21 protein-coding genes and 1 tRNA gene are annotated in these 22,055 nt (G+C 47.4%); 10 read left to right on the top strand and 12 right to left on the bottom strand.

What is annotated here, in order from left to right; genetic code table 11:
- Window position 1 precedes the first annotated feature (1 nt).
- From VNQ80_RS02585 to VNQ80_RS02575, 3 genes are all read right to left on the bottom strand, one after another.
- Complete coding sequence (locus VNQ80_RS02585) at window positions 2–2,128, bottom strand: TonB-dependent receptor (RefSeq protein ID WP_325635884.1); 2,127 nt, start codon at window positions 2,126–2,128, stop codon at window positions 2–4.
- Window positions 2,129–2,549: 421 nt separating this feature from the next.
- A complete protein-coding gene (locus tag VNQ80_RS02580) occupies window positions 2,550–4,943 on the bottom strand; it encodes an ABC transporter permease (RefSeq protein ID WP_325635883.1) in 2,394 nt (797 codons plus the stop codon).
- Between the two features lie 380 nt (window positions 4,944–5,323).
- The gene (locus tag VNQ80_RS02575; protein WP_325635882.1) at window positions 5,324–5,701 is read right to left on the bottom strand and encodes an HU family DNA-binding protein; all 378 of its coding nucleotides are present in this window, start codon (window positions 5,699–5,701) and stop codon (window positions 5,324–5,326) included.
- Window positions 5,702–5,917: 216 nt separating this feature from the next.
- Here VNQ80_RS02575 and VNQ80_RS02570 point away from each other — a divergent pair, with 216 nt between their 5' ends.
- Window positions 5,918–7,561 carry a sensor histidine kinase gene (locus VNQ80_RS02570; protein ID WP_325635881.1) on the top strand — a complete coding sequence of 548 codons (1,644 nt, stop codon included), beginning with the start codon at window positions 5,918–5,920 and terminating at the stop codon, window positions 7,559–7,561.
- 1 nt (window position 7,562) lies between these two features.
- Window positions 7,563–8,348, top strand: coding sequence for a LytTR family DNA-binding domain-containing protein (locus VNQ80_RS02565; protein WP_325635880.1), 786 nt, complete (start codon window positions 7,563–7,565; stop codon window positions 8,346–8,348).
- Between the two features lie 19 nt (window positions 8,349–8,367).
- Here VNQ80_RS02565 and VNQ80_RS02560 read toward each other — a convergent pair whose 3' ends face one another.
- From VNQ80_RS02560 to VNQ80_RS02545, 4 genes are all read right to left on the bottom strand, one after another.
- Entirely contained in the window at window positions 8,368–9,390 is a 1,023-nt protein-coding gene (locus VNQ80_RS02560) for a hypothetical protein (RefSeq protein WP_325635879.1), read from the bottom strand.
- A gap of 107 nt (window positions 9,391–9,497) precedes the next feature.
- Window positions 9,498–9,851, bottom strand: a complete 354-nt coding sequence (locus tag VNQ80_RS02555; protein ID WP_325635878.1) for an iron chaperone — start codon at window positions 9,849–9,851, stop codon at window positions 9,498–9,500.
- 199 nt (window positions 9,852–10,050) lie between these two features.
- A tRNA-Lys gene (locus VNQ80_RS02550) sits at window positions 10,051–10,123 on the bottom strand.
- 64 nt (window positions 10,124–10,187) lie between these two features.
- Entirely contained in the window at window positions 10,188–10,541 is a 354-nt protein-coding gene (locus VNQ80_RS02545) for a hypothetical protein (protein ID WP_325635877.1), read from the bottom strand.
- 288 nt (window positions 10,542–10,829) lie between these two features.
- On the opposite strand from VNQ80_RS02545, the gene VNQ80_RS02540 reads away from it, so the two are divergent.
- Window positions 10,830–11,465 carry a class I SAM-dependent methyltransferase gene (locus tag VNQ80_RS02540; protein ID WP_325635876.1) on the top strand — a complete coding sequence of 212 codons (636 nt, stop codon included), beginning with the start codon at window positions 10,830–10,832 and terminating at the stop codon, window positions 11,463–11,465.
- A gap of 134 nt (window positions 11,466–11,599) precedes the next feature.
- On the opposite strand, the gene VNQ80_RS02535 is transcribed toward VNQ80_RS02540, so the two are convergent.
- Window positions 11,600–11,860, bottom strand: a complete 261-nt coding sequence (locus VNQ80_RS02535) for a hypothetical protein (RefSeq protein ID WP_325635875.1) — start codon at window positions 11,858–11,860, stop codon at window positions 11,600–11,602.
- Between the two features lie 156 nt (window positions 11,861–12,016).
- Here VNQ80_RS02535 and xth point away from each other — a divergent pair, with 156 nt between their 5' ends.
- The 4 genes from xth to VNQ80_RS02515 all read left to right on the top strand — a co-directional run bounded on the left by xth (window position 12,017) and on the right by VNQ80_RS02515 (window position 15,412).
- The gene (gene xth / locus VNQ80_RS02530) at window positions 12,017–12,790 is read left to right on the top strand and encodes an exodeoxyribonuclease III (RefSeq protein WP_325635874.1); all 774 of its coding nucleotides are present in this window, start codon (window positions 12,017–12,019) and stop codon (window positions 12,788–12,790) included.
- 139 nt (window positions 12,791–12,929) lie between these two features.
- Entirely contained in the window at window positions 12,930–13,298 is a 369-nt protein-coding gene (locus VNQ80_RS02525) for a DUF1801 domain-containing protein (RefSeq protein ID WP_325635873.1), read from the top strand.
- Window positions 13,299–13,374: 76 nt separating this feature from the next.
- Window positions 13,375–13,929 carry a DNA-3-methyladenine glycosylase I gene (locus tag VNQ80_RS02520; RefSeq protein ID WP_325635872.1) on the top strand — a complete coding sequence of 185 codons (555 nt, stop codon included), beginning with the start codon at window positions 13,375–13,377 and terminating at the stop codon, window positions 13,927–13,929.
- A 256-nt stretch (window positions 13,930–14,185) separates the two neighbouring features.
- Entirely contained in the window at window positions 14,186–15,412 is a 1,227-nt protein-coding gene (locus VNQ80_RS02515; RefSeq protein WP_325635871.1) for an MFS transporter, read from the top strand.
- 27 nt (window positions 15,413–15,439) lie between these two features.
- Here the strand turns inward: VNQ80_RS02515 and VNQ80_RS02510 are convergent, their stop codons facing one another.
- The 4 genes from VNQ80_RS02510 to VNQ80_RS02495 all read right to left on the bottom strand — a co-directional run bounded on the left by VNQ80_RS02510 (window position 15,440) and on the right by VNQ80_RS02495 (window position 18,239).
- Window positions 15,440–16,255 (bottom strand): alpha/beta hydrolase family protein, encoded by an 816-nt coding sequence (locus tag VNQ80_RS02510; RefSeq protein ID WP_325635870.1) that lies wholly within the window; start codon window positions 16,253–16,255, stop codon window positions 15,440–15,442.
- 109 nt (window positions 16,256–16,364) lie between these two features.
- Window positions 16,365–16,916 carry an NUDIX hydrolase gene (locus tag VNQ80_RS02505; RefSeq protein ID WP_325635869.1) on the bottom strand — a complete coding sequence of 184 codons (552 nt, stop codon included), beginning with the start codon at window positions 16,914–16,916 and terminating at the stop codon, window positions 16,365–16,367.
- A complete protein-coding gene (locus VNQ80_RS02500; protein WP_325635868.1) occupies window positions 16,894–17,445 on the bottom strand; it encodes an RsmD family RNA methyltransferase in 552 nt (183 codons plus the stop codon). The genes VNQ80_RS02505 and VNQ80_RS02500 overlap by 23 nt, the downstream gene beginning before the upstream one ends.
- A complete protein-coding gene (locus VNQ80_RS02495; RefSeq protein ID WP_325635867.1) occupies window positions 17,436–18,239 on the bottom strand; it encodes a DUF3822 family protein in 804 nt (267 codons plus the stop codon). Before VNQ80_RS02495 ends, VNQ80_RS02500 begins: the two co-directional genes overlap by 10 nt.
- Window positions 18,240–18,348: 109 nt before the next feature.
- On the opposite strand from VNQ80_RS02495, the gene VNQ80_RS02490 reads away from it, so the two are divergent.
- From VNQ80_RS02490 to VNQ80_RS02480, 3 genes are all read left to right on the top strand, one after another.
- Window positions 18,349–19,749 carry an ATP-dependent DNA helicase gene (locus tag VNQ80_RS02490; RefSeq protein ID WP_325635866.1) on the top strand — a complete coding sequence of 467 codons (1,401 nt, stop codon included), beginning with the start codon at window positions 18,349–18,351 and terminating at the stop codon, window positions 19,747–19,749.
- Window positions 19,750–19,909: 160 nt separating this feature from the next.
- Entirely contained in the window at window positions 19,910–21,238 is a 1,329-nt protein-coding gene (locus tag VNQ80_RS02485) for an APC family permease (RefSeq protein ID WP_325635865.1), read from the top strand.
- Between the two features lie 172 nt (window positions 21,239–21,410).
- The gene (locus VNQ80_RS02480) at window positions 21,411–21,938 is read left to right on the top strand and encodes a class I SAM-dependent methyltransferase (protein ID WP_325635864.1); all 528 of its coding nucleotides are present in this window, start codon (window positions 21,411–21,413) and stop codon (window positions 21,936–21,938) included.
- Window positions 21,939–22,055: the final 117 nt, after the last annotated feature.

Genomic DNA, 22,055 nt, shown 5'->3' with positions numbered 1-22,055 from the left:
TTCATGGCAATTGATTTAAAATTTCTTCCGATCGGTCCCTGCCGATACTAATAAATGCTGCTATCAACAACGCACGGCCATACGGGCGCTCAATAGGCACCCGGAAACCACCATCGTCTGCATAGCGATAGCCGAATACCTGTCGATTTCCCAGCACGTTATTCACAGCCGCGACAACGGTAATAAAGGTATTGCCCCATTTGCGGAGCAGTGCGGCGTTGACATTCACATGATGATAGGCAGTGGTGCGGTCGCCCAGAAAGATTGGGTTATTTGGGTTAAAGTAGGGTCGGCCGGTAGCAAACGAATACGAAGCACCGACGTAGACACCTATCGGTTGGATAAATTGCTTTGCCACGGCATGAACGGTATGCGGTGTGGCAAAAGTAGGCATAGCCCGCGTCGGATAATCCAGGTAGGTACGTTCCGTATGGAGGTAGCTGTATGTCAGCCAATAATCAAGCCCGCTGTCGCCTTGCTGGTTTCGGTAGAAAATTTCCACGCCACTGGCGGTTCCGCTACCGTCATTCGCAAGGTCATCGCGGGTGGTCACCAGCGCTCCGTAATCCTTTCGGTAGCCCTCTATCCGCAGCAGGTGGCCACCGCTACTATGCTGGTAGTTGGCGATGTAGTGATGGGCCCGTTGGTAGCTGATGTTGGGCATGGCTGCAAGATACACATAATCGGGTTGCTGTGTATATTTACCCCACGCAAGCGATAGCCGGTCGGCAGCGGACAATTGGTAGGTTGCCGTTAGGCGGGGTGACAGGGTGGCTCCTGCCACCAAGCTACTGTAATCCAAGCGTAGTCCGGGTCGCAGGGTTGCCCTGTCGAAGGCCGGTATGGTCAATTCCGCCCACGCCGCACCTTTGTGGTCGAATACGGCCATCATATCCGAAAGTGAGAGGCGGACGCTATACCCTTCCATACCCGCATCTATGGTAGAAGAACCGATCAACGGGGTACGGAAGGCAAACCGCAACTGGTGCTGTGCCTGAAGGGAGCCCGTAGCTGATGCAGCAACGTATTCGTCGTGGTTGAAGTTAAAACCGTAGCCGACATACATATAAGCCCTTTTGGCCAACGGACGCTCCAGGGTGAATAGCGAAACAGCGTTCCGGTTGTTTACCTTGAGGTAAGCCGGCCTTCCTGCATCGTTCTCGTTGGGCAGATTGGCAGCCTGCAGCGACGTGTTGGCATAACCATACCATTTGATGATGCCGCCCTTCGGCATACTGTATCGAAGATTTGCGTTTGCGGTCCAATTCTCAGGGGCGCTGGTCCAATCGGTTCGGTGATTGATCAAGCGGTAATAGGGGCCGAAGTTGGAATACCCCACATCGACACCGGCTGATGTACGCTCACCGAAAAGTTGATCGTGGCCACCCTGCACGCCGTAGGGCAGGAGGGCAATGACCGTTGAGCTTTGGGTAGGGTGCTGGCGTGAATCCAGCGAAAGGATGGATGACAAGGCACCGCCATAAGCAGAGGCATAGCCACCCGTACTGAATGTGATCCCCTCGAATAGGTGAGGCGAATAACGGCTCCGCTGGGCGATGTCGGGCACGCCCGTGACGTAGGGATAGGTGATTTCCAGGCCGTCGATAAACGTTTTGCTTTCTTCGCTGCTGCCACCACGCACAAATAGGGCGCCGCTCTCTCCTACGGTCTGTACACCTGGAAATTGCCGCAACGCCGTCGTTACGTCGCCATCGCTGCCCGGCGAGGTGTCTATATCCATGGTGGTGAGCGTAATGGAACGGTTATGGTCGATGGAACGATGGTTACGTGTATCAACCGTTGCTTCGTCCAATAAAGTGGATCGGGGTTTAATCCTCACGGTGATGGGTGGTGTATCTGCCTTGATGGTTACCGGCATTGCTGCGGCCTGCATGGCCAGGTGCCGCACCACCAGTACCGTATCGCCGAGCGAAGGTACATGGAAGGTAAACGAACCGTCGTCTTCGGTGGTGGCACCATACACGGTACCCTTGATGAACACATTGGCACCGCCTACCGGGTGTCCGCGGTGATCTATTACGTTACCCCGCACCGGGACTTCCTGCGCATAGGTTACGCTTGCACAGGCCATTACGATCCATATCACATAATAGCGGATGACACACATAGCTTCACGGCAAGCTTACGTAATCGAGGCGAATAAGCTGTCATGATTTGGTAAAGAGTAGCCGTTCCTGATGAGGTTTATTTACGTCGTTGGACAATATCGTGCTGGACTCGGGCGAGAATATTTTCCGGTTATTTATTGCTAACCGTTCGCATTGCAAACTACAGACGAAATACCAATCTTTGTACCATATTAACCCGTCAGTCCAAGCCCGATGACTACTGAAACGTCGTTGGATAACCCACCGGGTAGCACCCCGATAATTTTAAGGACCATGATAGCAGCAAGAAAAAGAATTTTGATTACAGGGTCTACCTCGGGTATTGGAAAAGTAGGCGCTTTGGAATTGGCCAAACAGGGGCATGCGGTAATCAGGGCAATCGGGTCTTATTGTTTTTACCACTTTACCTTATTCCAACAATCACTCATCCCTCAGCGAGTCAACCGGTTTGGCCAATGCCGCCCGTACCGCCTGCCAACTTACCGTAAGTAGCGCAATCGCTACCGCCACGAGTCCGGCTACAGCAAACATCCACCATTGTATCTCGATGCGGTAAGCGAAATCTTCCAGCCATTTGTTCATGGCCCACCACACAATGGGGGAGGCAATGGCGATAGCAATCAGCACCAGCTTCACAAAATCTTTGGAGAGCAGCGCCACGATTCCTGAAACGGACGCACCAAGTACTTTTCGGATGCCAATTTCCTTAGTGCGTTGGGAAGCAGTGAGTGTTGCCAAGCCGAACAGGCCTAGGCAACTGATGAATATAGTGATCCCTGTCGCAGTGCCAATTAGCGTTGACGTTTGGCGCTCTTTACGATACAATTCCGCGATGACATCATCATAAAAACGAAAATCAAAGGTTGCTTCAGGATAAAACCTGTTCCATTCCGTTTCTATTTTGGCGATGGCTTGTTGCCATCCGTTTGAAACTGCTCGCTCCAGTTTGATATGGATATCCCGTTGGCTATAGTATCCAAACATCAAAACGAGTGGACTGATCTCATTCTTGAAATCTTGTTGATGGAAATCGCGTACAACGCCAGCAATAGGGAGGGGTTCTGCACTGGAGCCGCTAACAAGCATTTTACCCACGGCGTCGTTTGGAGAAGAAAATCCAAAGGCCTCGACAGCAGCCTCATTTAGGATGTATTCCGGCGTACCTTTTGATAAGTCTATGTTTCTCCCGGCCACTACCTCCAAGCCAAAGACATGGAGGTAGTCTTCATCGATATACTTTCCTCCTGCAAGAACTTCGACCATCCCCGTGTCATTTTGATGGAAGAAATGGGTATGACCCAACATCTCGTCCATGGGTAGATCGCCCAAGGATACGGATGCTATCTCCGGATACTGCTCCAACGACCGTTTCAGGTTTAGGGAGTTGTTCTCATTTCCATGTTTTTGATGAATACGTTCGGGAATATTTACCGATAGCACCACATTATAGTCGAATCCCAAGTCTTTTGTCAGCGCGAATCGCAGCTGCTGGCCGATAATGATCGAACAACTGATGAATACCATTGCGATTACGAACTGGAAAGCAACGAGGGCCTTTCGGAAACTCACCTGAACCCCGCCGATAGCGCTCCCTGTCTTTCGTTTCAAGACATTCACGGTGCGAACCCGTGTAATTAGCCATGCAGGATAGACGCCTGCAATCAGCGTGATCACAAAAATTAGGGCAGTTAGCGAAAGTACCTTTATTCCGATATGATCATACACATCAAGGTCTGGAGGTATAAAATCAGCCAACAGGTAGGAAAACACTTCGGAAAGGGCGATAGAAAATAAAACCGCAACAAATGCGATAGCGAGTGTCTCGGCCATAAATCGGACGATTAATTGGCGGGGGTTGCTTCCCAATGTTTTTCGGATGCCGATTTCCAACGCCCGCTGTGGGAGCTGTGCAGTGCTAAGATTGATGTAATTAATTACAGCAAGTAGAATTAAGAACGCTGCAATCCCCATAAGCCCGTATAAGACCTCCCGATCCACAGTCCGATGCCTTATTCCGCCCAAATTAGCTGCATAATGAACTTCCGATAAAGGTAGAAGCCGGTAGCTAAATGACGATTCATATTTGGCAAAATCCGCTTTATTGCGAGCATTATTGATGGCATTGAGCTGTCCGGTAACCCGTTCGGCAGAGACCCCATGTGCTAGCTTCACGTATAATTGTTCCCGCACATCGATGACATTCCAGGAGTCTGCAAGCCAGTAATCTTTGCTAAATTCCACTTGAAAAAATTCCTGCCATTCAAAACTGCTTTCAAAGGGAAGTTCGGCGACAATACCGGATACGACATATGGAATGGAATCGTTGTAAACGATGGTTCGGCCATGGATGTCCTGTGGGGACATTCCGGGGAAATATTGATTTGCTCGACGTTGGGTCAGTACCACTTTATTTGGTGCATCCAGTGCCGTTGATTTGTTTCCCGATAACCATCGATAAGGCACGAGGTCGAAATAACCGCTGGTTGTCGCAATTTGCTTTTTCGGCTCATCAATGAATGGCGCATTCTGAACACCGCCTTTCCCACTGAGCATCGAACGGACGTGAATCGGTACGACCAATTCGACGCCGGGGATGTCCTGTTCAACAAATTCAACTATCGGACGGGGGACGCCGGCAATATAACTCGTTATTTGGAATACGCGGTCGCCGTCGGGGATCTTTTTATTGAACCTACTTTCATAATCAACGATAACGAAGATTAACCAACAGGCACTTATACCAACGGCAAGCCCGAACACATTCAAGAGGGTGAACAGCCTATTTTTCCATAAATAGCGTAGTGTCGTTTTCATCTTTTTTCTCCATAACGCACCAGCCAACTTTTCCGGCCAGTTGAACACAGATACCACGGATTTATCAGTGTCCTTCCGTTTAATCTGCATTTTCCGTGTTCCGTTTTATTCTTTCCGCAAGGAGATGTTACAGTTATCAAGCCAAACAAATAAGTTGCTTATTATTAATATCTTGCATTGATTTAGATGCAAGCAAGTGTTCGATATCGAACACCAGCTGTTCCATATCGGACAGTATCTCACCTCATGCTAAAGGGAAAAAGACTACGATGGGTCACATAAAAGCCGCCGGCCTTTTGACTAAAAGGCGCGCGGCTTCTACCTAAAAGGCGGGCAGCTATCAATTTAAAGCCGCCCGCCTTTTCTGATACCGACTTCGGTCACTTGGTCGAGAAGCTGGTTTCCGCCAGTGTTCGCACCAGTTCTTTTCCCGCGCGGAAGTAAACTTTGCATCCTTTTATGCTATGGGCATTCACCTCTTTCGGTGTGTTTTTCGAATCGGCTTCCAGCGCGAGGTAGAACGAGCCGAAGTCGCCCAGCTTGACAATATAACCATCGGACAGGGCGTGACCTATCGTGTGGATCAGCCCTTCGATTACGGCCACGATATCGGCCGCATTCAGCGTAGATGCGTGGGATAAGTCCCGACTGATGTCGCGGACGTCTACGTGGCCCCGGCTTTTGCATTGCGCGATATAGCGTGGTTTATCCGGGTTCCTGAAATCATGTTGTTGTACAGTAACGTATTTTACAGCCATAGGTGTGGTGTTTTTTGATTCCGAAAGATAGGAAATATTTTTAAAGTATGCTGGCTACCCTCGCCACATCATGGATACTGATCGGCTCCTCTCATAGCACTATTCAAATACTGTACAGAACAATACATTTACTATTTCAAACACTACGATTACTGTTTTATGGTTTTAGTTTTCCTATTATTGTGACAAGTTTGATGAAAATTAAACTAAAACACCATGAAAAAACTAGCCGTTACAGTTCTTAGTTTCATTATCACGGTACCAATGGTAAATGCGCAAAAAGGCGTCAGCCCCTATGTCAATTACGCTGCCGGAGGACGATTAAACATGCATGTTGATAGTGCTGCCAAAAATGTCTATTATGCCAATAAATTTCCCAATCAACCCAACACCTCTTTTAATTATTTGCCGGAAGTCAACCATGTAAGTGTCCAAATGTATTTTCAAAAGACAGAGAATCCGGAGAACTTTCGGTACACGATCTTGGAGGATAACAAACCCTTAGTAGTAAACAAGCCGATCAATAAAGAGCAACTACAAGATGTCATCAGGAAAGATCATGAATGGAAAGACGAAGTACGCGATTCCACATCACTTGGTACCTTCCCTATAAAAGGCAAAACCATTACCATACTAACGTATGACATCAAAAGACCGCAGGATGTTTACAAAAGTGTGTTTTACGGGAAGCCTATTCCGAGCGCAAAAATCGAAGTCTTAGCAAAGCGTTTTGCAACTGAAAGAGGCGTTGACTATAGCCATATAGTCAATCCGAAAGAAAGAATCGACCTTACTTTCGCTGAAAAAGATGACGAACTGACCATTGTTAAAGAAAGATCGGATCTCGACTATCTCTACTCCACCTCCATAAAAGACAACAAAACAGGTAAAATAATCTTTGAATCTACTGCATGGCTATATGGTGGCTACCTTAATGAAGAAGATAAACTTTCACCTTACGTAAAGATCGACAAAAGCATTTTCAAAAAGTCGGGAGATTATGAAATTATCATTCAGCCAATGATTCGATGGGATATTTCCCTTGATAATGATGTTTTCAAGTATGATATTTCACCACAAGAAATAGAAAAATATACGGCCAGATATACGCTCGCTATCACTTTAGATCAAGAAAGTTATACCAAAAAAGAAGCTTTTATATATATCCTTATCATCGCATTTTTTCTCGGGTTGGTTTTTCTTGTTATCCTCTACTTTACCAGAAAAAGAAACAAGAAAAAATTGGCAGAACAAGAGCAGCAGAAAAACGCGGCAAAGCTTCAGCTTAACTCCATTCGCTCCCAATTAAACCCTCATTTTCTGTTCAATGCGCTCTCCGGCATTCAAAATCTGATGAATAAAAACGAAACAGACCGTGCGAATAAATACCTTGCTAAATTTGCCCGGTTAACGCGCAACGTATTGGATGACAAAGAACTGATTAGTTTATCACAAGAAAAGACCTTATTGGACGATTACTTACAAATGGAACAATTGCGGTTTGGCTTTCAGTACGAAATCAATCCATCCGAAGACCTGGATTTAGCGAACATAGAAATACCAAGTATGCTGTTACAGCCTTTTGTAGAAAATGCGGTGAAACACGGCATATCGCAACAAGCTACCGCCGGAAAAATTACGATTGAATTTATGAAGCAAGCAAATGATTTGGTATTGACTGTTGCCGATAATGGCAATGGATTTGACACGGAAAAGAAGCACAATGGCTTAGGTATGCAATTGAGTAGCAGTAGAATAGCGCTATTAAATCGGATTTATAAAGAAAATCGCTTTATCTTAGCTATGCAATCAACCACTAATGGCACTAAAATAGGTTTAACATTAACGGATTGGCTATAATATGATGAGAGCAGTTTTAATCGATGACGAAATTTCCAACTTGGAGAACCTACGGACATTGTTGGCAAAGCACTGTCCGCAGGTAACGATAATCGCCACGGCACAACGTGTAGGTGATGCGGTTGATGCCATTGAAAAATATTTGCCCAATTTGGTGTTCTTGGATATTCAAATGGGCGATAAAACGGGTTTTGATGTACTAAGACTGTTGCCATCGCGTGATTTTGAAGTTATTTTTGTGACCGCTTACGACCAATACGGAATACAAGCTGTAAAATTTGCCGCCTTGGATTATCTTTTAAAACCTATCGATATTGAAGAATTGATGAATGCGGTAAATAAAGCCGAGCATAAATTGGCCGCACAAACGCAAACCTCGCAGCTCGATTTTTTACTGCAACAACTCAGAAAGCCTGAAACGAATGTGAACAAAATCGCCCTACAGATGCAAGGCGAAATAAGGTATGTTGCTTTATCAGAAATTATACGTTGCGAAGCAGACAATACGTATACCCATTTCTTCCTTTCGAGTAGTGAAAAAATAATGGTTTCCAAATCACTTAAAGAATATGCAGACTTACTGTGCCCCAACGGATTTTTAAGAACCCACCAAAGTCATTTAGTAAATCCGAAATATGTAAAAAGCTGGTTAAAAGAAGACGGTGGTATTCTATTGTTACTATCTGGTGAAAAAATACCCATATCCAAGCCCAACAAGGACACTGTAAAACAAGCCTTGCAGCAAGCTAATTTGACAAATTCAAGGCGGAGTTTAAAGAGCGATTGAAGCAATAGACTATACTGTGCTACCGTATCCTTACAGCCAATGCATGGGCAGGATTTTTTATAAATATCAGGTTGATCTCGGCATCTGAGAATCCACTTTTCCTCAATGCTGGAATAAGTGCTGTAAAGACAGTATGATACGGACGGTAATTCCCTCCATCTGGCTCACCCACATGGTACCATCCAGCATCATGCGAAACCAATACCTTGTGCAGCATGTTTGCGGTTTTCATATTGGTAAGGAATTGGATATAGGTATCGACGGATTGGTCACTTAATCCATCAAACGATACCCATGCACCTTCTTTAGCCATGTTGATATGTGTGGCACTATTCAACTCATTTTGAGCATGAATCCAGATCCAAGCTTCGGGTGCTACCCCCATGTTTTTGAGGATGTTTAGCTCCTCTTGTGCTGCCGCTCCGCTACCGGTGTGAATGCCGATGGTTAAACCGGTTTCCAGGTGGGTCAGCGCAGCGGCCGCTACCAATTTGCGTTGTACGGCGGAAAGCGGATAACCATCGACACCTATTTTAATGAAACCAGGTTTGATGCCAGAGCCGTCGATTCCGTCTTTCCATTCTCCTATCCAACGCGCGGCGAGTTGTTCAGCAGATTCACTGTGAGCATGTATCGGTAGAAACTTTTCTGCAGAAGCGCCATAATATCCCGTGTTGGTGATGATATGGAGGCCGCTTGCGATAGCGAGTCGCCGCATTAACAGTACATCGCGGCCCAACCATGCAGGTGTACATTCTACCAACGTCTTGCACCCCAGTTCACCCGCCTGTTTTAGGTGTGGTAGTGATTTAACAAATACATCATCGGTATCGTAGCGGGCAGGTGTTACCTCATCAGCCCCAATAAAGTCTACCATGATGTGTTCATGTGAAAGGGTGAACCCGATATCCCGTGTTGACACGGGGCCATTGACAGTCATAACATAACCATCTTCGAAATCAGGTACGCCCTTGCTACCAAACGGAATGATTACTGGCGTACATAGGAACAGGGTAGAACGGAGAAAATCTTTTCGATTCATTTAAAAAAAATTTAAAAAGCACCAAGATCGGCATTTAAGGCGGCTACTAATTTAATGAAATCCGGATGGTTAGAATCGGTGCGTTGGATACTGATCATGTGTGTATTTTATTTTTCCAAGGTCTCCCTCACGCGAAATGCGACGATCCTGCTAATTAAATCCAGCGGCATGGGGTTATTCAAGGGAAACTGCACCGACCCTTTGCCTTGTTTGTATGTTGCTAACTCCTCTGCAAATTCGGAATGCCCCGTTGGCGTGGCATAAAATCCGATGTGGTTTTTGTAACCTGCAAAATAGACCAGCGGTTTGCCGTTTAGCTTGTAAGTAGGCATGCCGTAGCTGATGGATTCAACAGCATCGGGAGACTTTTGCCTGATGGTCTGCCGGATTTGCTCCAATATCACTTTGATTCCTTGTGGGAAACTGTTGATGTATTCATCGACGTTGCTTAATTTATTCATAGCGAGTAGGGTATTTGTACCCTTTGAATGTACAACTATTTCCTGATTTGAAATTGGTTTATTTTGTTACGCATCTCGCCTAACGCTCAGGGGGATACTCGGGGATGCTTAGGGTATGCTCTTATATGTCAGAATAACAATAAGTTACAGGGGAATAAAAAAGGGACAAGTCTTAGTTTTTTAGACTTGTCCCTACAGGTGACCCCGGACAGGTTCGAACTGTCGACCCACTGATTAAGAGTCAGTTGCTCTACCAGCTGAGCTACGGAGTCTGGTTATTTTCCCTTTGCAAGGGTTGCAAATGTAGGGAATGTCGTTTTTATATGCAAAAAATAATCACAACTCATCTTTGTCATATCCACCAAGGCAATCCATGCACGCATTCCCATACGCATTGTACTCGTCGTAAGCGGCACCGGGCTTACCGAAAAGTGTGATAATCCGGTCTACCCGAATTTTTAAATCGGTATTCAGCACCATGAAAAGCCCTTCTTTACTTATTTCTTTCAATTTAACAATGCTCCCAGATGCTTCGCATATCCCTTCTTCCTGGCAGAAGTAGAATACTTTTCCAGCTGTCTTTTTTTTAATCGCCTCTTCGATGACTTCCCGGTATTCCCATGCTACGGGCAGGTATGAAGAGTCTGCCATTGGTTTAAGGATCACCCCAAATTGCTTTTTTTGTTCCATACATACAACGTTTACCCAGCACAACTGATGGATAGAAGATATAATAGCAAATGTACGAAAAAAGCCAACACATGGGGGTGAGTTGTCCCTTATCTGATGGACGTGGCGGGGATATGGCCATAGCGTTTCGTTTAAGGCACACGTCTTTACTATAAAGGGATATACCAACCAATCGACTTTGGTTTTAAACGTTATATGAAACCGAGACGCAAATAATATTGACACACAGGGCAATCATTATTTACATCAAGCGCTCATCAGCTAATAAAAAGAAAAAATAATCAGAAAATGAGAATATTAAATGGTCTAAAATTCCTATGGTTTCTAGCTAAACGAAAAAATGCCAAAACAGACCCCTTTATAAACTGGTTGAAATTTGCTAATGCAGGGATGCTCAACCAGGGAAACATTTATTGTATTGAATATGTTGTCGATCATTTACCTTCGGACAAACCCATTATCGAAATAGGAAGTTTCTGCGGCCTATCAACAAATGTTATAAGCCATTATTTAGCAAAATCAGAAAAAACGAATAAACTTATAACGTGCGACAAGTGGATTTTTGAGAGAAAGACCCAAAATAAAGAAACGAACTTTGGCACTTCTGATATCACGCACAACGAATACCGGCAATTTGTCAAGAATACATTCATCAGGAACGTAAGTTTCTTTTCAAAAATGCAACCATTTACAATCGAGGAATTCGCTAGTGATTTTTTCCGACTATGGAAGGAAGAGAAACTGGCAAAGGACGTTATAGGTCGAGCTGTCCAATTGGGAGGAGCAATCAGTTTCGCTTATATTGATGGGAATCATAGTTACGAATTCGTGAAAGCCGATTTTTGTAATGTCGACAGTATCTTGAAGTCGGTGGATTTATCCTTTTCGATGATTCAGCGGACTACCACGCACAATTTGGAGTAAACCGCTTGATGAAAGAAATCAAAAAGAAAGGCAACTATAAAGTTGTAATTAAAAACCCGAACTATTTGGTTAAAAAGACCAAACAATAAGAATAACTTGGTATAACGAAATCGAACTCCCTGATAAGAAAGGAATTATAGTCGATATCGCAGCGAAACAGCGTGCCAGATGGCCTGTGCAAAGGCGGCGTTATCTTCTCCCCCATCGAAACGCCACCCGTCACCCGTGTTGACCAACCTGTGCGGCTCGTCATCAATCCGGATCTCGAGGTAATCGGCATGCCGACCTACTTCCTTTTGCAGCAATCGCAACTCGTGGTCGGTGCCGCCGAATGTAATCCGCAACGGCAAACCAATAAAGGCGGGTTTCTGTGTAGTGAAAATGGCTTCGTCCATTGGGGTAATATTGATTTAACAAAGATAGACCGAATCGACCAATACTTATCCACATTCTTCAAATTACCTAAAAATAGGTATAGCTTACTTTAAACGGGCGGTCATTTGGTAGCCTCTCCATCTTGTGGATAGACGGAATTTAACTAAGTTTGCCGTATGAAGATTGCTACATACAATGTAAACAGCATCAACGCGCGGCTACCCGTGGTGTTGCGATGGCTGGAAGAATCGCAACCTGATGTGGTGTGCTTACAGGAACTCAAGGCTATTCAAGAGAACTTCCCGGAGGCGGCACTCCTCGAAGCGGGCTACGAATCCGTCTGGCATGGCCAGAAAAGTTGGAACGGCGTAGCTATCCTCTCCCGTATCGGATTACCTAAAGAGACTTGCCGCGTGCTACCCGGTGATCCCGAGGATGCACACAGCCGGTATATCGAAGCCGAAATTAACGGTATACTGATCGGTTGCCTATATCTTCCTAACGGCAATCCCGCACCGGGACCTAAATTCGACTATAAACTCAGCTGGATGAACCGCCTGCTTGGGCATGCGCAAACGCTACTTAGGCAAGGTGGACCGGTGATATTGACAGGCGATTTCAACATTATTCCTACCGAAGCCGATGTATACCGCCCCGAGCGGTGGGTGAATGACGCCCTCTTCCGACCTGAAACACGGGCGATTTTTTCGGCATTGGAAGAACAGGGCTGGACCGACGCCATTCGGCAGATTTACCCCGGCCAAACCATCTATACCTATTGGGATTATTTCCGCAACGCCTTCGGCCGCGATGCGGGTATGCGTATAGACCACTTCCTGTTGAGCCCTGCAGTGGTGCCGAAGTTACGTGCCGCAGGCGTAGACCGCGATGTACGTGGATGGGTAAAGACCAGTGACCATGCACCTGTATGGATTGAAGTGGAAGTGTAGGGAACGGAACACATTTATAAAACATCTTAGCTTCCGCTTTTGTTAGTGTACGCAACGGCTACATCGAGATCCACCTAAAATGATCAAGTTTTCTGATTATTTTGGTGACAAGGCATTTTAAAATTTCAAGCTTAATAGCATGGCAAAAACAGATTTCAAAACCATCGACGAGTATCAAGCTACATTCCCATCCGAAATACGAGAGCGGATGCAGCAAATCCGGGAAGTTGTCAATGAAGCGGTTCCTGGCGTAGAAGAGGTAATCAGCTATCAGATACCAGCCTTCAAAATCGGGAAATCCTTTCTGATTTACTATTCTGCCTACACCGCGCACATTTCACTCTCCAGTCCGTGGAGCGATGATCTGTTAAACGAATTTGCAGACGACCTAAAAGGATATAAAGTCTCGAAGTCGGCCATACAGCTACCCAATGATCAACCACTACCGTTGGACCTCATCAAACGGATTGTACTGTTTCGGAAAAACGAATACGTACATCCCGGTTAGTGGCGACCGTGAGACGGTGGTGTGAAAACTAATGAACTTTTTCTACCTTAGGCGACGTATTTAACGCACCACCATCATGTCATATTGCACCGCCATCCCTGCCCTGCAGCCTGAAGCGCGTAAGGCATTACATCAACGCTACCACGACCACCATTATGGCTTCCCCATCCATAACGACAACGAATTGTTCGGAAGACTCATCATGGAAATCAATCAGGCTGGCCTGAGTTGGGAGACTATCTTACGGAAAGAGGAGGCGTTCCGAGCGGCATACGACCAATTTGATGTGGCCAAAGTAGCTGCGTATGGCGAGGCCGACAGGAACCGGCTGCTTGCCGACGCGGGCATTATCCGCAACCGACTCAAAGTGAATGCCGCCATAGAAAATGCGAAAGCGATTGTTGAGCTTCAGGAAGCTTATGGTTCGTTCGAGCAATGGCTCAACCACAATCATCCGAAAACCCTACAAGAATGGATGAAATTATTTAAAAAAACCTTCAAATTCACGGGAGGTGAAATCGTCAACGAGTTTTTAATGAGCACCGGATACCTGCCCGGTGCCCATGATCTCGACTGCCCGATCCATGCTGCCGTACTGAAAACAAAGCCGAAGTGGGCAGCGAACAAATAAATGAATCACTAAAAAAACAAAAAATATCCTATCTTTGGGCCGGAAACAACTCATTACGCCGATGAAACTGGTTTATTGCAATAGCACCCCGCATTACAGGGACAGGGCATAAGCCCGAGGTAATCGAATCTCGGGTACTACTTCGTGTTTCGGTTTCCGCCGAAACATTTCGCGTTTATTCACGTCTTATTTACTATTGTTTTCCACGCTACGCATGCGTGTATCCGTGGGAAGCCCAATAATTTAGCTCGTCGCCATGACAACTACATGGAAAAGAACATTTGCCATCATTTGGACCGGACAATTTGTATCTTTATTGAGTAGCTCCGCAGTCAATTTCGCCATCATCATCTGGCTCAGCCTCGAAACCGGATCGGCCGAAGTGCTGGCGTTCGCCGCCATCGCGGCCTTCCTGCCGCAAACCATCATCGGCCCCTTTGCCGGTGTATTCATAGACCGCTGGGACCGAAAGCGTACCATGATCCTGGCAGACGGCTTCATCGCTGCCTGTACCGGGGTAATGTCTGTATTGTTTTACCTCGGATACTCCGAACTAATGTTCATATACATCTTGTTAGCCTTACGCTCGGTAGGATCGGCATTCCACATGCCAGCTATGCAAGCCTCGGTACCGTTGCTGGCACCCGAATCTGAACTGCTCCGTATCGGAGGCATCAATCAAGTCATCCAGTCGGTATCCAGTATAGCAGGCCCGGCACTCGGCGCGTTGGCCATCGGACTGATGGACATCGGGTATGTGTTATTGCTTGATATCGGCGGAGCCGTGTTTGCCATTGCTTCCCTCCTGTTGGTGCACATCCCCAATCCTGACAAAGCTACGGCTGAACAGACTCCGGGGATCAAACAAGTACTGCGCGACCTTCGTTTAGGCATCAGCGCCGTTACCTCAAACCAGGGTATATCCTGGCTATTCGGGTTTTCTATTCTCGCCACATTCTGCATCATGCCCGTAGCGGTGCTATTCCCATTGCTCACCCTGCAGCACTTTGGTGGAGGGAAATTTGAAATGAGTGTCATCGAGGTGGTTTGGGGCGTCGGAATGCTCGTGGGTGGCGGGGTATTGGGTATCTTCAAGCCGACGCTGAACAAAATCATCATCATCAATGGCATGCATATCCTTTTGGGAGTCAGTTTGGCCGGCTCGGGCTTACTACCTCCATCCGGATTTATCGCTTTTGTTGTGCTTACCGTCCTGGGTGGGATAGCTGGCTCGGTCTATAACGCGTCGTTCATGACCGTTTTACAGGAAAAAATAAATCCTGCCATGTTAGGCCGCGTGTTTTCCATGTATTTCAGCATCGCATTGCTACCATCAATGATTGGATTGTTGAGCACTGGTTTCCTGGCCGATACAATAGGCATCAGCGTGACATTTGTCATACTGGGCAGCGTAATCGGCCTGATAGGCATCGCATCGTTTTTCGTACCTGCGCTGATGCGGCTGGACGTAAAGGAAACTTAGCGCGTCAACGAAGAGGGAGTTCACCACTCACCCCTTCGAAAAAAATTCATTGAAATATAACAATTGATAAATAATGGATTGCTGCCAGTATTCCCAATTGTGGGCCCCCGGCCCGGTGATATAGGTATGCGGAATATTACGGTCCAATAGTTTGCGATGCAGTTGCTCATTTACGCCGTAGAAGAAATCACTTGTTCCGCAGTCGATTATGAGAGCGAGCGCATTGGGCGTGAGGCGATGGAGCAAGTTAACCACCGTATGGTTATCCCATCGCTCAGGATGGTCGGCATAACTTCCCAACCGCTCGGCGATATCCCAATTAAGTGGAAATGGACGAATATCTACCCCTCCTGCCGTGCTACCGGCCGCACCATACACATCAACATGTTTCATAGCGAGGTAAAGTGCACCGTGCCCACCCATGCTAAGCCCAGTAATCGCCCGCCCATTACGGCTTGCGATGGTTTTGTAGTTCCCGTCAACCCATGTGATCAGTTCGTCCGAAACGAACGTCTCATAACGGAACGAATTGTCCAATGGGCTATCCCAATACCAACTGCCGTACCCTCCATCGGGACACACAATAATCAAGCCGTACCTATCGGAAAGATCCTTGATTTCGGGTGCCTTATTGACCCAGTCCGCGTAATCGCCACTGTAGCCGTGCAACAGATACACCACGGGAAAGGCACGCTGTTGTACATAGTTTGTTGGTGTAACAATAACAGACTTCACCGCTTTGTTCATCGCCTCGCTCCATACGGATACGGTATCGACATCGGCACCACGTACACTGCCCATGCAAAGCGCCAGCATAGTAAATAACAGGAGTTTCTTCATCATTTTTCTTCTAATCAGGTTTTGCTGTTGTTCCCGGTAAACTTAGCTAAAGTTCATCGAAATACAAACTGTAATTGCAGTTATACCGCTATCAGTATAGTCAGGGTCATAGTTAGGCACCCAATATCCGTGCAGCCATCAATATGCCGCAGCTCGAAATCGAATCGGTGATTTCCGAGCGCATCACCATGTCCACTGCTTCGGCCAACGACACCTTTCTCAACACCAGTTCCTCGGTTTCCTCCGGCTGGGCGCATCCAAGCGTTAATCCTTGCGCCAAAAAGATAAAACCCTCTTCATCGGTAACGGAATTGGACGTATGAACACGGCCAATCTGCCGCCAATGTTCGGCGGTTAATCCGGTTTCTTCCTTCAGCTCGCGTTGGGCTGTTATTAATGGGTCTTCCCCTATCGGCCCGCCTCCTTCGGGGATTTCCCACGAATACTCTTCCAACGGATATCGATATTGGCCCACCAAATAAATGAAACCGGCGTCATCGACTGGCACGATGCCAATTGCCTTGTTCTTGAACATGACCACGCCATAAATACCCGGGCTGCCGGCAGGTGTGATCACATCTCGGTGCTCCACACATATCCACGGATTCTCGTAGGTCGTCTTTTTATGTATCGTTTTCCAGTTATTTGCCTCCAAGTTGTTCATAGTGATAAAATGAAAATGAGGAATATCCGTATTTCCGTGTTTCCACCAACATCGCATGGACAGGGATTTTACGTGTCGTTGCGTGTTCCAAAACCAACCAACCGCCCGGCTTCACTAGGCCGCCATCGAGTATGCGGCGGGGAATGTCGGGCAACTGGGGCATTTCATAAGGCGGATCTGCAAAAATGAAATCAAACCCTTCTTTGCATGAGGCAATGAATTTCAACACATCTGCCCGGATACCCTTAACGGCCGGCATCTGCAATTTTTTGGCCATTGCATTGATGTATTGTACACACTTAAAGTGGATATCTACGGCGGTTACGTGGGCAGCCCCGCGGGAAGCAATTTCCAAGGTGACATTGCCCGTTCCCGCGCAAAGATCCAGCACGTCTATGCCACCAAAGTCAATGCGATGTTGGAGTACGTTGAATATCGCTTCCTTCGCCATGTCTGTCGTTGGCCGAACGGGCAAGCTGGTTGGCGGTTGTAGCCGTAGACCGGCGTGGCTCCCCCCTATTATACGCATTGGTATAATCCCAAAAGTGACAAAAAGCGGTGTTGGTTCGGCTTCACATCATCCGGTACGTGAATGCCAGTCCACGCACGGCTATCGGCTAATGCCACGTTCCCTCCATACGTTCCAGCACGTTCATAATCCGGACCGCCACGTTCAATATCACCGGCCAGGTAAATACTAGGTCGCCGGCTACCAAAACCAAATCGATTTACAACGGCTAATAAGTGATAAGTGAAGTCATCTTCGTTACTCACCTCAAAATCATGGCAATACAAAAACCTATGATCATCAAATACACTGATGGTTACCCACGGAGCATGCCGCTCGATAACCAGCAATGGTTCATTTGCCTGCAGCCCGCGGACAGCCACCGCACTGAGCAGCCCCAATACCTGCGGATAGATTTCAGCATATGGGAACCGAGAAATAAGGGCTTCCAAGCCAATTCGGCTGCTCTGATGAAGCAACTTTATATTAAGCGGATCCACATCGGCAACATCCGTTGTCCCAACGCCATCGAAGGGAAGATATTGGAGATACATGTCGTGCTGCTGTTCGTCGTATACCTCAGCGGGAATAAAGGAATAACGGCTATCGGAAACAGCCAGTTTCACGGCAGCGAAATCGAGGTCGAGTAGCGCCGTCACTTCCGGCTCCGTATTTGCCGGGTCGTAGCTCGCGGCAAAACTCAGCTGTCGCGCTCCATCAACAACGATCAACGTATGGGTTACCGCCCCCACCCCGATCAACAGCGTATGCGCCGCCCCCTGCTGCTCGTCAAAACCTGTCGTGGTATATATCATGTTGATTTATTTGTGCCGCGACAAACTTACTTAGAATAAATCATTTTGAACAAACTTTTGGGTACCTTTGGCCGTGCAGCTAGTTGAATTGATTTCCAGCCGTTTTCCCATGCGGCCTACCGCACAGCAAGACGAAGCGTTGCGGCGGCTTGCCGATTTTCTAATCGATCAAGGCACGACCCAATCCAGTTGCTTTGTGCTCAAAGGGTATGCCGGCACCGGTAAAACAACCATTATCAGTGCGTTGGTAGCCGCGTTACCGGCATTGCGCATGCGCTCAGTGCTGCTGGCCCCCACTGGCCGGGCTGCAAAGGTGATGGGCAGCTATGCCAAAAAAAAGGCACTTACCATACATAAGAAAATTTATCGTAAGAAAGTGGCCCTATCGCCGGACATGGTGTTCAGCCTTGCCGACAATCCTCATACGGACACGTTGTTTATCGTCGATGAGGCTTCGATGATTTCCAACGAGCGGCATACATTCAACGGGCGGAGCCTCTTGGAGGACCTCATACAGTACGTCGCCCACGGCGAACGCTGTCGGTTGCTGTTTGTCGGCGATACCGCGCAACTTCCTCCCGTGGGACTACTGCAGAGCCCGGCGTTGGATGCACCGGGGTTATCGCGGCGCTTCGGCCTGCATAGCGCAGTCTACGAACTTACCGATGTGGTACGGCAGGAACAAGACGCTGGAATTCTTCTCAACGCAACGGCTATACGTCACCAAATCCAAACAGCACTCGAAAGGAACGATGAGCATGAGCCGCTACCCTTCCCGAAGTTCACGGTAAAGGGCTATCCGGATATATACCGGATGACCGGCGAACACCTCATTGAGGGACTACACTATGCATATGACAAATACGGCATGGAAAACACCATTGTCATCTGCCGCTCAAATAAGAATGCCAACCTGTATAACCAACACATCCGCAACCGGATACTGTTCCGCGAAGAAGAATTGACGGGCGGCGACTACATCATGGTAGTGCGCAACAATTATTTTTGGCTTGCCGCAGAATCGGAACGAACAGGCTTTATCGCCAACGGCGACATGGCCCAAGTGCGGCGAGTGCGCAACGTGCATGAACAGTATGGATTCCGGTTTGCAGATGTGAGTCTCGAATTCATGGATTCGGATGAACCAGAACCCGTCGATTGCCGGGTGCTACTGGATACCCTTCATAGCGATTCGGCAAACCTACCGCAGGGCGATCAGCAGCGCCTCTTTGAGGCGATAATGGCTGATTACGCAGACATTGCCGACAAAAACGAGCGCTTGGCGGCTCTCAAGGCCGATCCTTATTACAACGCGTTACAAATCAAATTTGCCATGGCTATAACCTGCCACAAAGCACAGGGCGGGCAATGGCGGGCGGTATTTGTAGACCAAGGCTATCTTACCGACGAGTTGCTCGATGTGGAGTTCCTACGATGGCTTTACACTGCCTGTACGCGTGCTATCGACGAATTGTTCCTGGTCAACTTCCACCAAAAGTTTTTTGTTTAGTCATAAGTTGTAAGTCGTAAGTCCAACTGGTCATTACCTTACGGCTTACGACCAAAAAACTTACAAATAAAAGACTTATCACTAAAAAATTACAATCCGCATTAAACAAACTTAAACGGTTTTTGTCTGTACACCATACACCAATCGTAAAAATAATCGTATGAAGGAAGGAATGGGGACTAGTAAGCATAGTCCAAGGCCCGTGCTCCGTATGGTGGATGCCGTAGTTATCATTGTGGGTGTCGTCGTTGGAGCCGGCATCTTCCGTACGCCGTCTCTGGTAGCCGCCAGTACAGGGAGCTGGGAACTATTTCTCACGGCATGGTTGCTGGGCGGCTTGGTTTCATTAATCGGTGCGTTGTGCTACGCAGAACTAACCACTACCTTTCCAAATACCGGTGGCGACTATCACTTCCTCATGCAGGCTTTTGGAAGGAGGTTTGCATTTTTATTTGCGTGGGCGCGAGTGAGCGTAATCCAGACAGGATCGATTGCGCTGCTTGCCTACATTGTGGGTGATTACATCACCCCGCTGTACCAACTCGGCACCTATTCTTCTGCCATATACGCCGCGCTGGTAGTGGTTATCCTCACTGGGGTGAATATCGTCGGTGCTAAATTCGGTACCGGCGCACAAAAAGTTCTCCTAGCTATCCAATTTACCGGATTGCTGCTGGTGGTCGTCGTCGGCTTCTTGGTAACCCCCAATCCTACCGCATTGGCCGAGCTACCTACGGCCAGTGATGGTATGAACAACGCGCTTGGCCTCGCCATGGTATTTGTACTGCTCACCTTTGGTGGCTGGAACGAAGCTGGCTACATATCGGCCGAGTTACGGGCTGGCAGCCGGAAAATGGTTCGGGTGCTCGTGATCAGTATATTCGTGATCACCGCAATATACCTCTTAATAAACGGGGCCTTCCTTCGGGTGCTGGGCATGGACCGGATGGCGGCATCAGACGCGGTGGGCGTAGACTTAATGCGGGTGACGCTCGGCGAACCAGGTGTTTTCTTGATCGGTCTATTGGTGGCACTTGCTGCACTTACTTCGGTAAACGCCACAATTTTCACCGGAGCGCGGACCAATTATGCCCTTGGTCGCGACTTCAAGGCCTTCGCTTGGCTGGGGAAATGGTACGACAAGACGTCGTCACCCATCCATGCGCTGCTCGCACAGGGAGTAGTCGCCTTGGCGCTCATCGGCTTAGGGGCGATGACACGCGACGGCTTCCAATCGATGGTCGATTTTACCGCGCCCGTATTCTGGTTCTTTTTCCTCGCCATCGGCATTTCATTGATTGTGCTGCGTAGAAAAAAACCACATGCACCGCGACCATTTAAGGTGCCGCTATATCCGGTTACACCGATCATATTTTGCGGATCGTGCACCTATTTACTGTATTCGAGTTTGATGTATACCGGCGTCGGGGCGCTCGTAGGTGTGGCTGTATTACTTTTTGGAACTTTGTTTTTCTTTATCATACGATGAACCCCGAAACGATGAAGGAGAAAATCGCAACGTGTGGATCATGTGACCAATATGATACAAACGGCAATGAAACAATGTTGACTATTGGATGTTAACCTTGTTGATTTACCACGCGAGTAAAACTGGAAACACTATTTATAAATCAATAAGATAACATTAAAAAACGAAGACGATGAACACAATTAAAAATTGGCTGATTGCCCTGTTTATCGGTGTGTGTTCGGTTGCATACGCCCAAAAAACCCAGTTGGATGTCCCATATGTGCCCACCAGCCAAGAGACGGTTGAGGAAATGCTGAAGCTTGCCGGTGTGAAACCTGGCGATGTGGTGTACGACCTCGGGTGCGGCGATGGCCGGATTGTTATTACGGCCGCCGAAAAATTCGGTGCCACAGGTGTTGGCGTGGACCTTAATCCCGAACGCATCAAAGAAGCCCAAGCCAACGCAGCAGCAGCGGGTGTAACGGACAAGGTGAAGTTTGTACTGGGAGACCTGTTTGAATTCGACTTCAGCGAAGCCAATGTAGTCACTATGTATTTGCTGCCATCGGTGAACCTAGAGCTGCGGCCCAAACTCCAAAAAGAATTGAAACCCGGAAGCCGCATCGTATCTCATGATTTCCATATGGGCGATTGGGAACCGGAAAAAACCATACGGGTGGGTACGCATGACACCATTTATCTATGGACGATCCAATAGGAAATGCATAGACCGGCGTTCGCCATCACCGGATGCCGGTCTTTTCAACATCACGCGATTATTACAATCGTAAACCCGGTATTTTCAACCAAAAACTGTTCCTTTGCATGGTAAAAC

The sequence above is a fragment of the Parapedobacter sp. genome, assembly GCF_035556095.1.
Classification (GTDB): Bacteria; Bacteroidota; Bacteroidia; order Sphingobacteriales; family Sphingobacteriaceae; genus Parapedobacter.
This window is presented reverse-complemented; position numbering and strand designations above follow the sequence as displayed.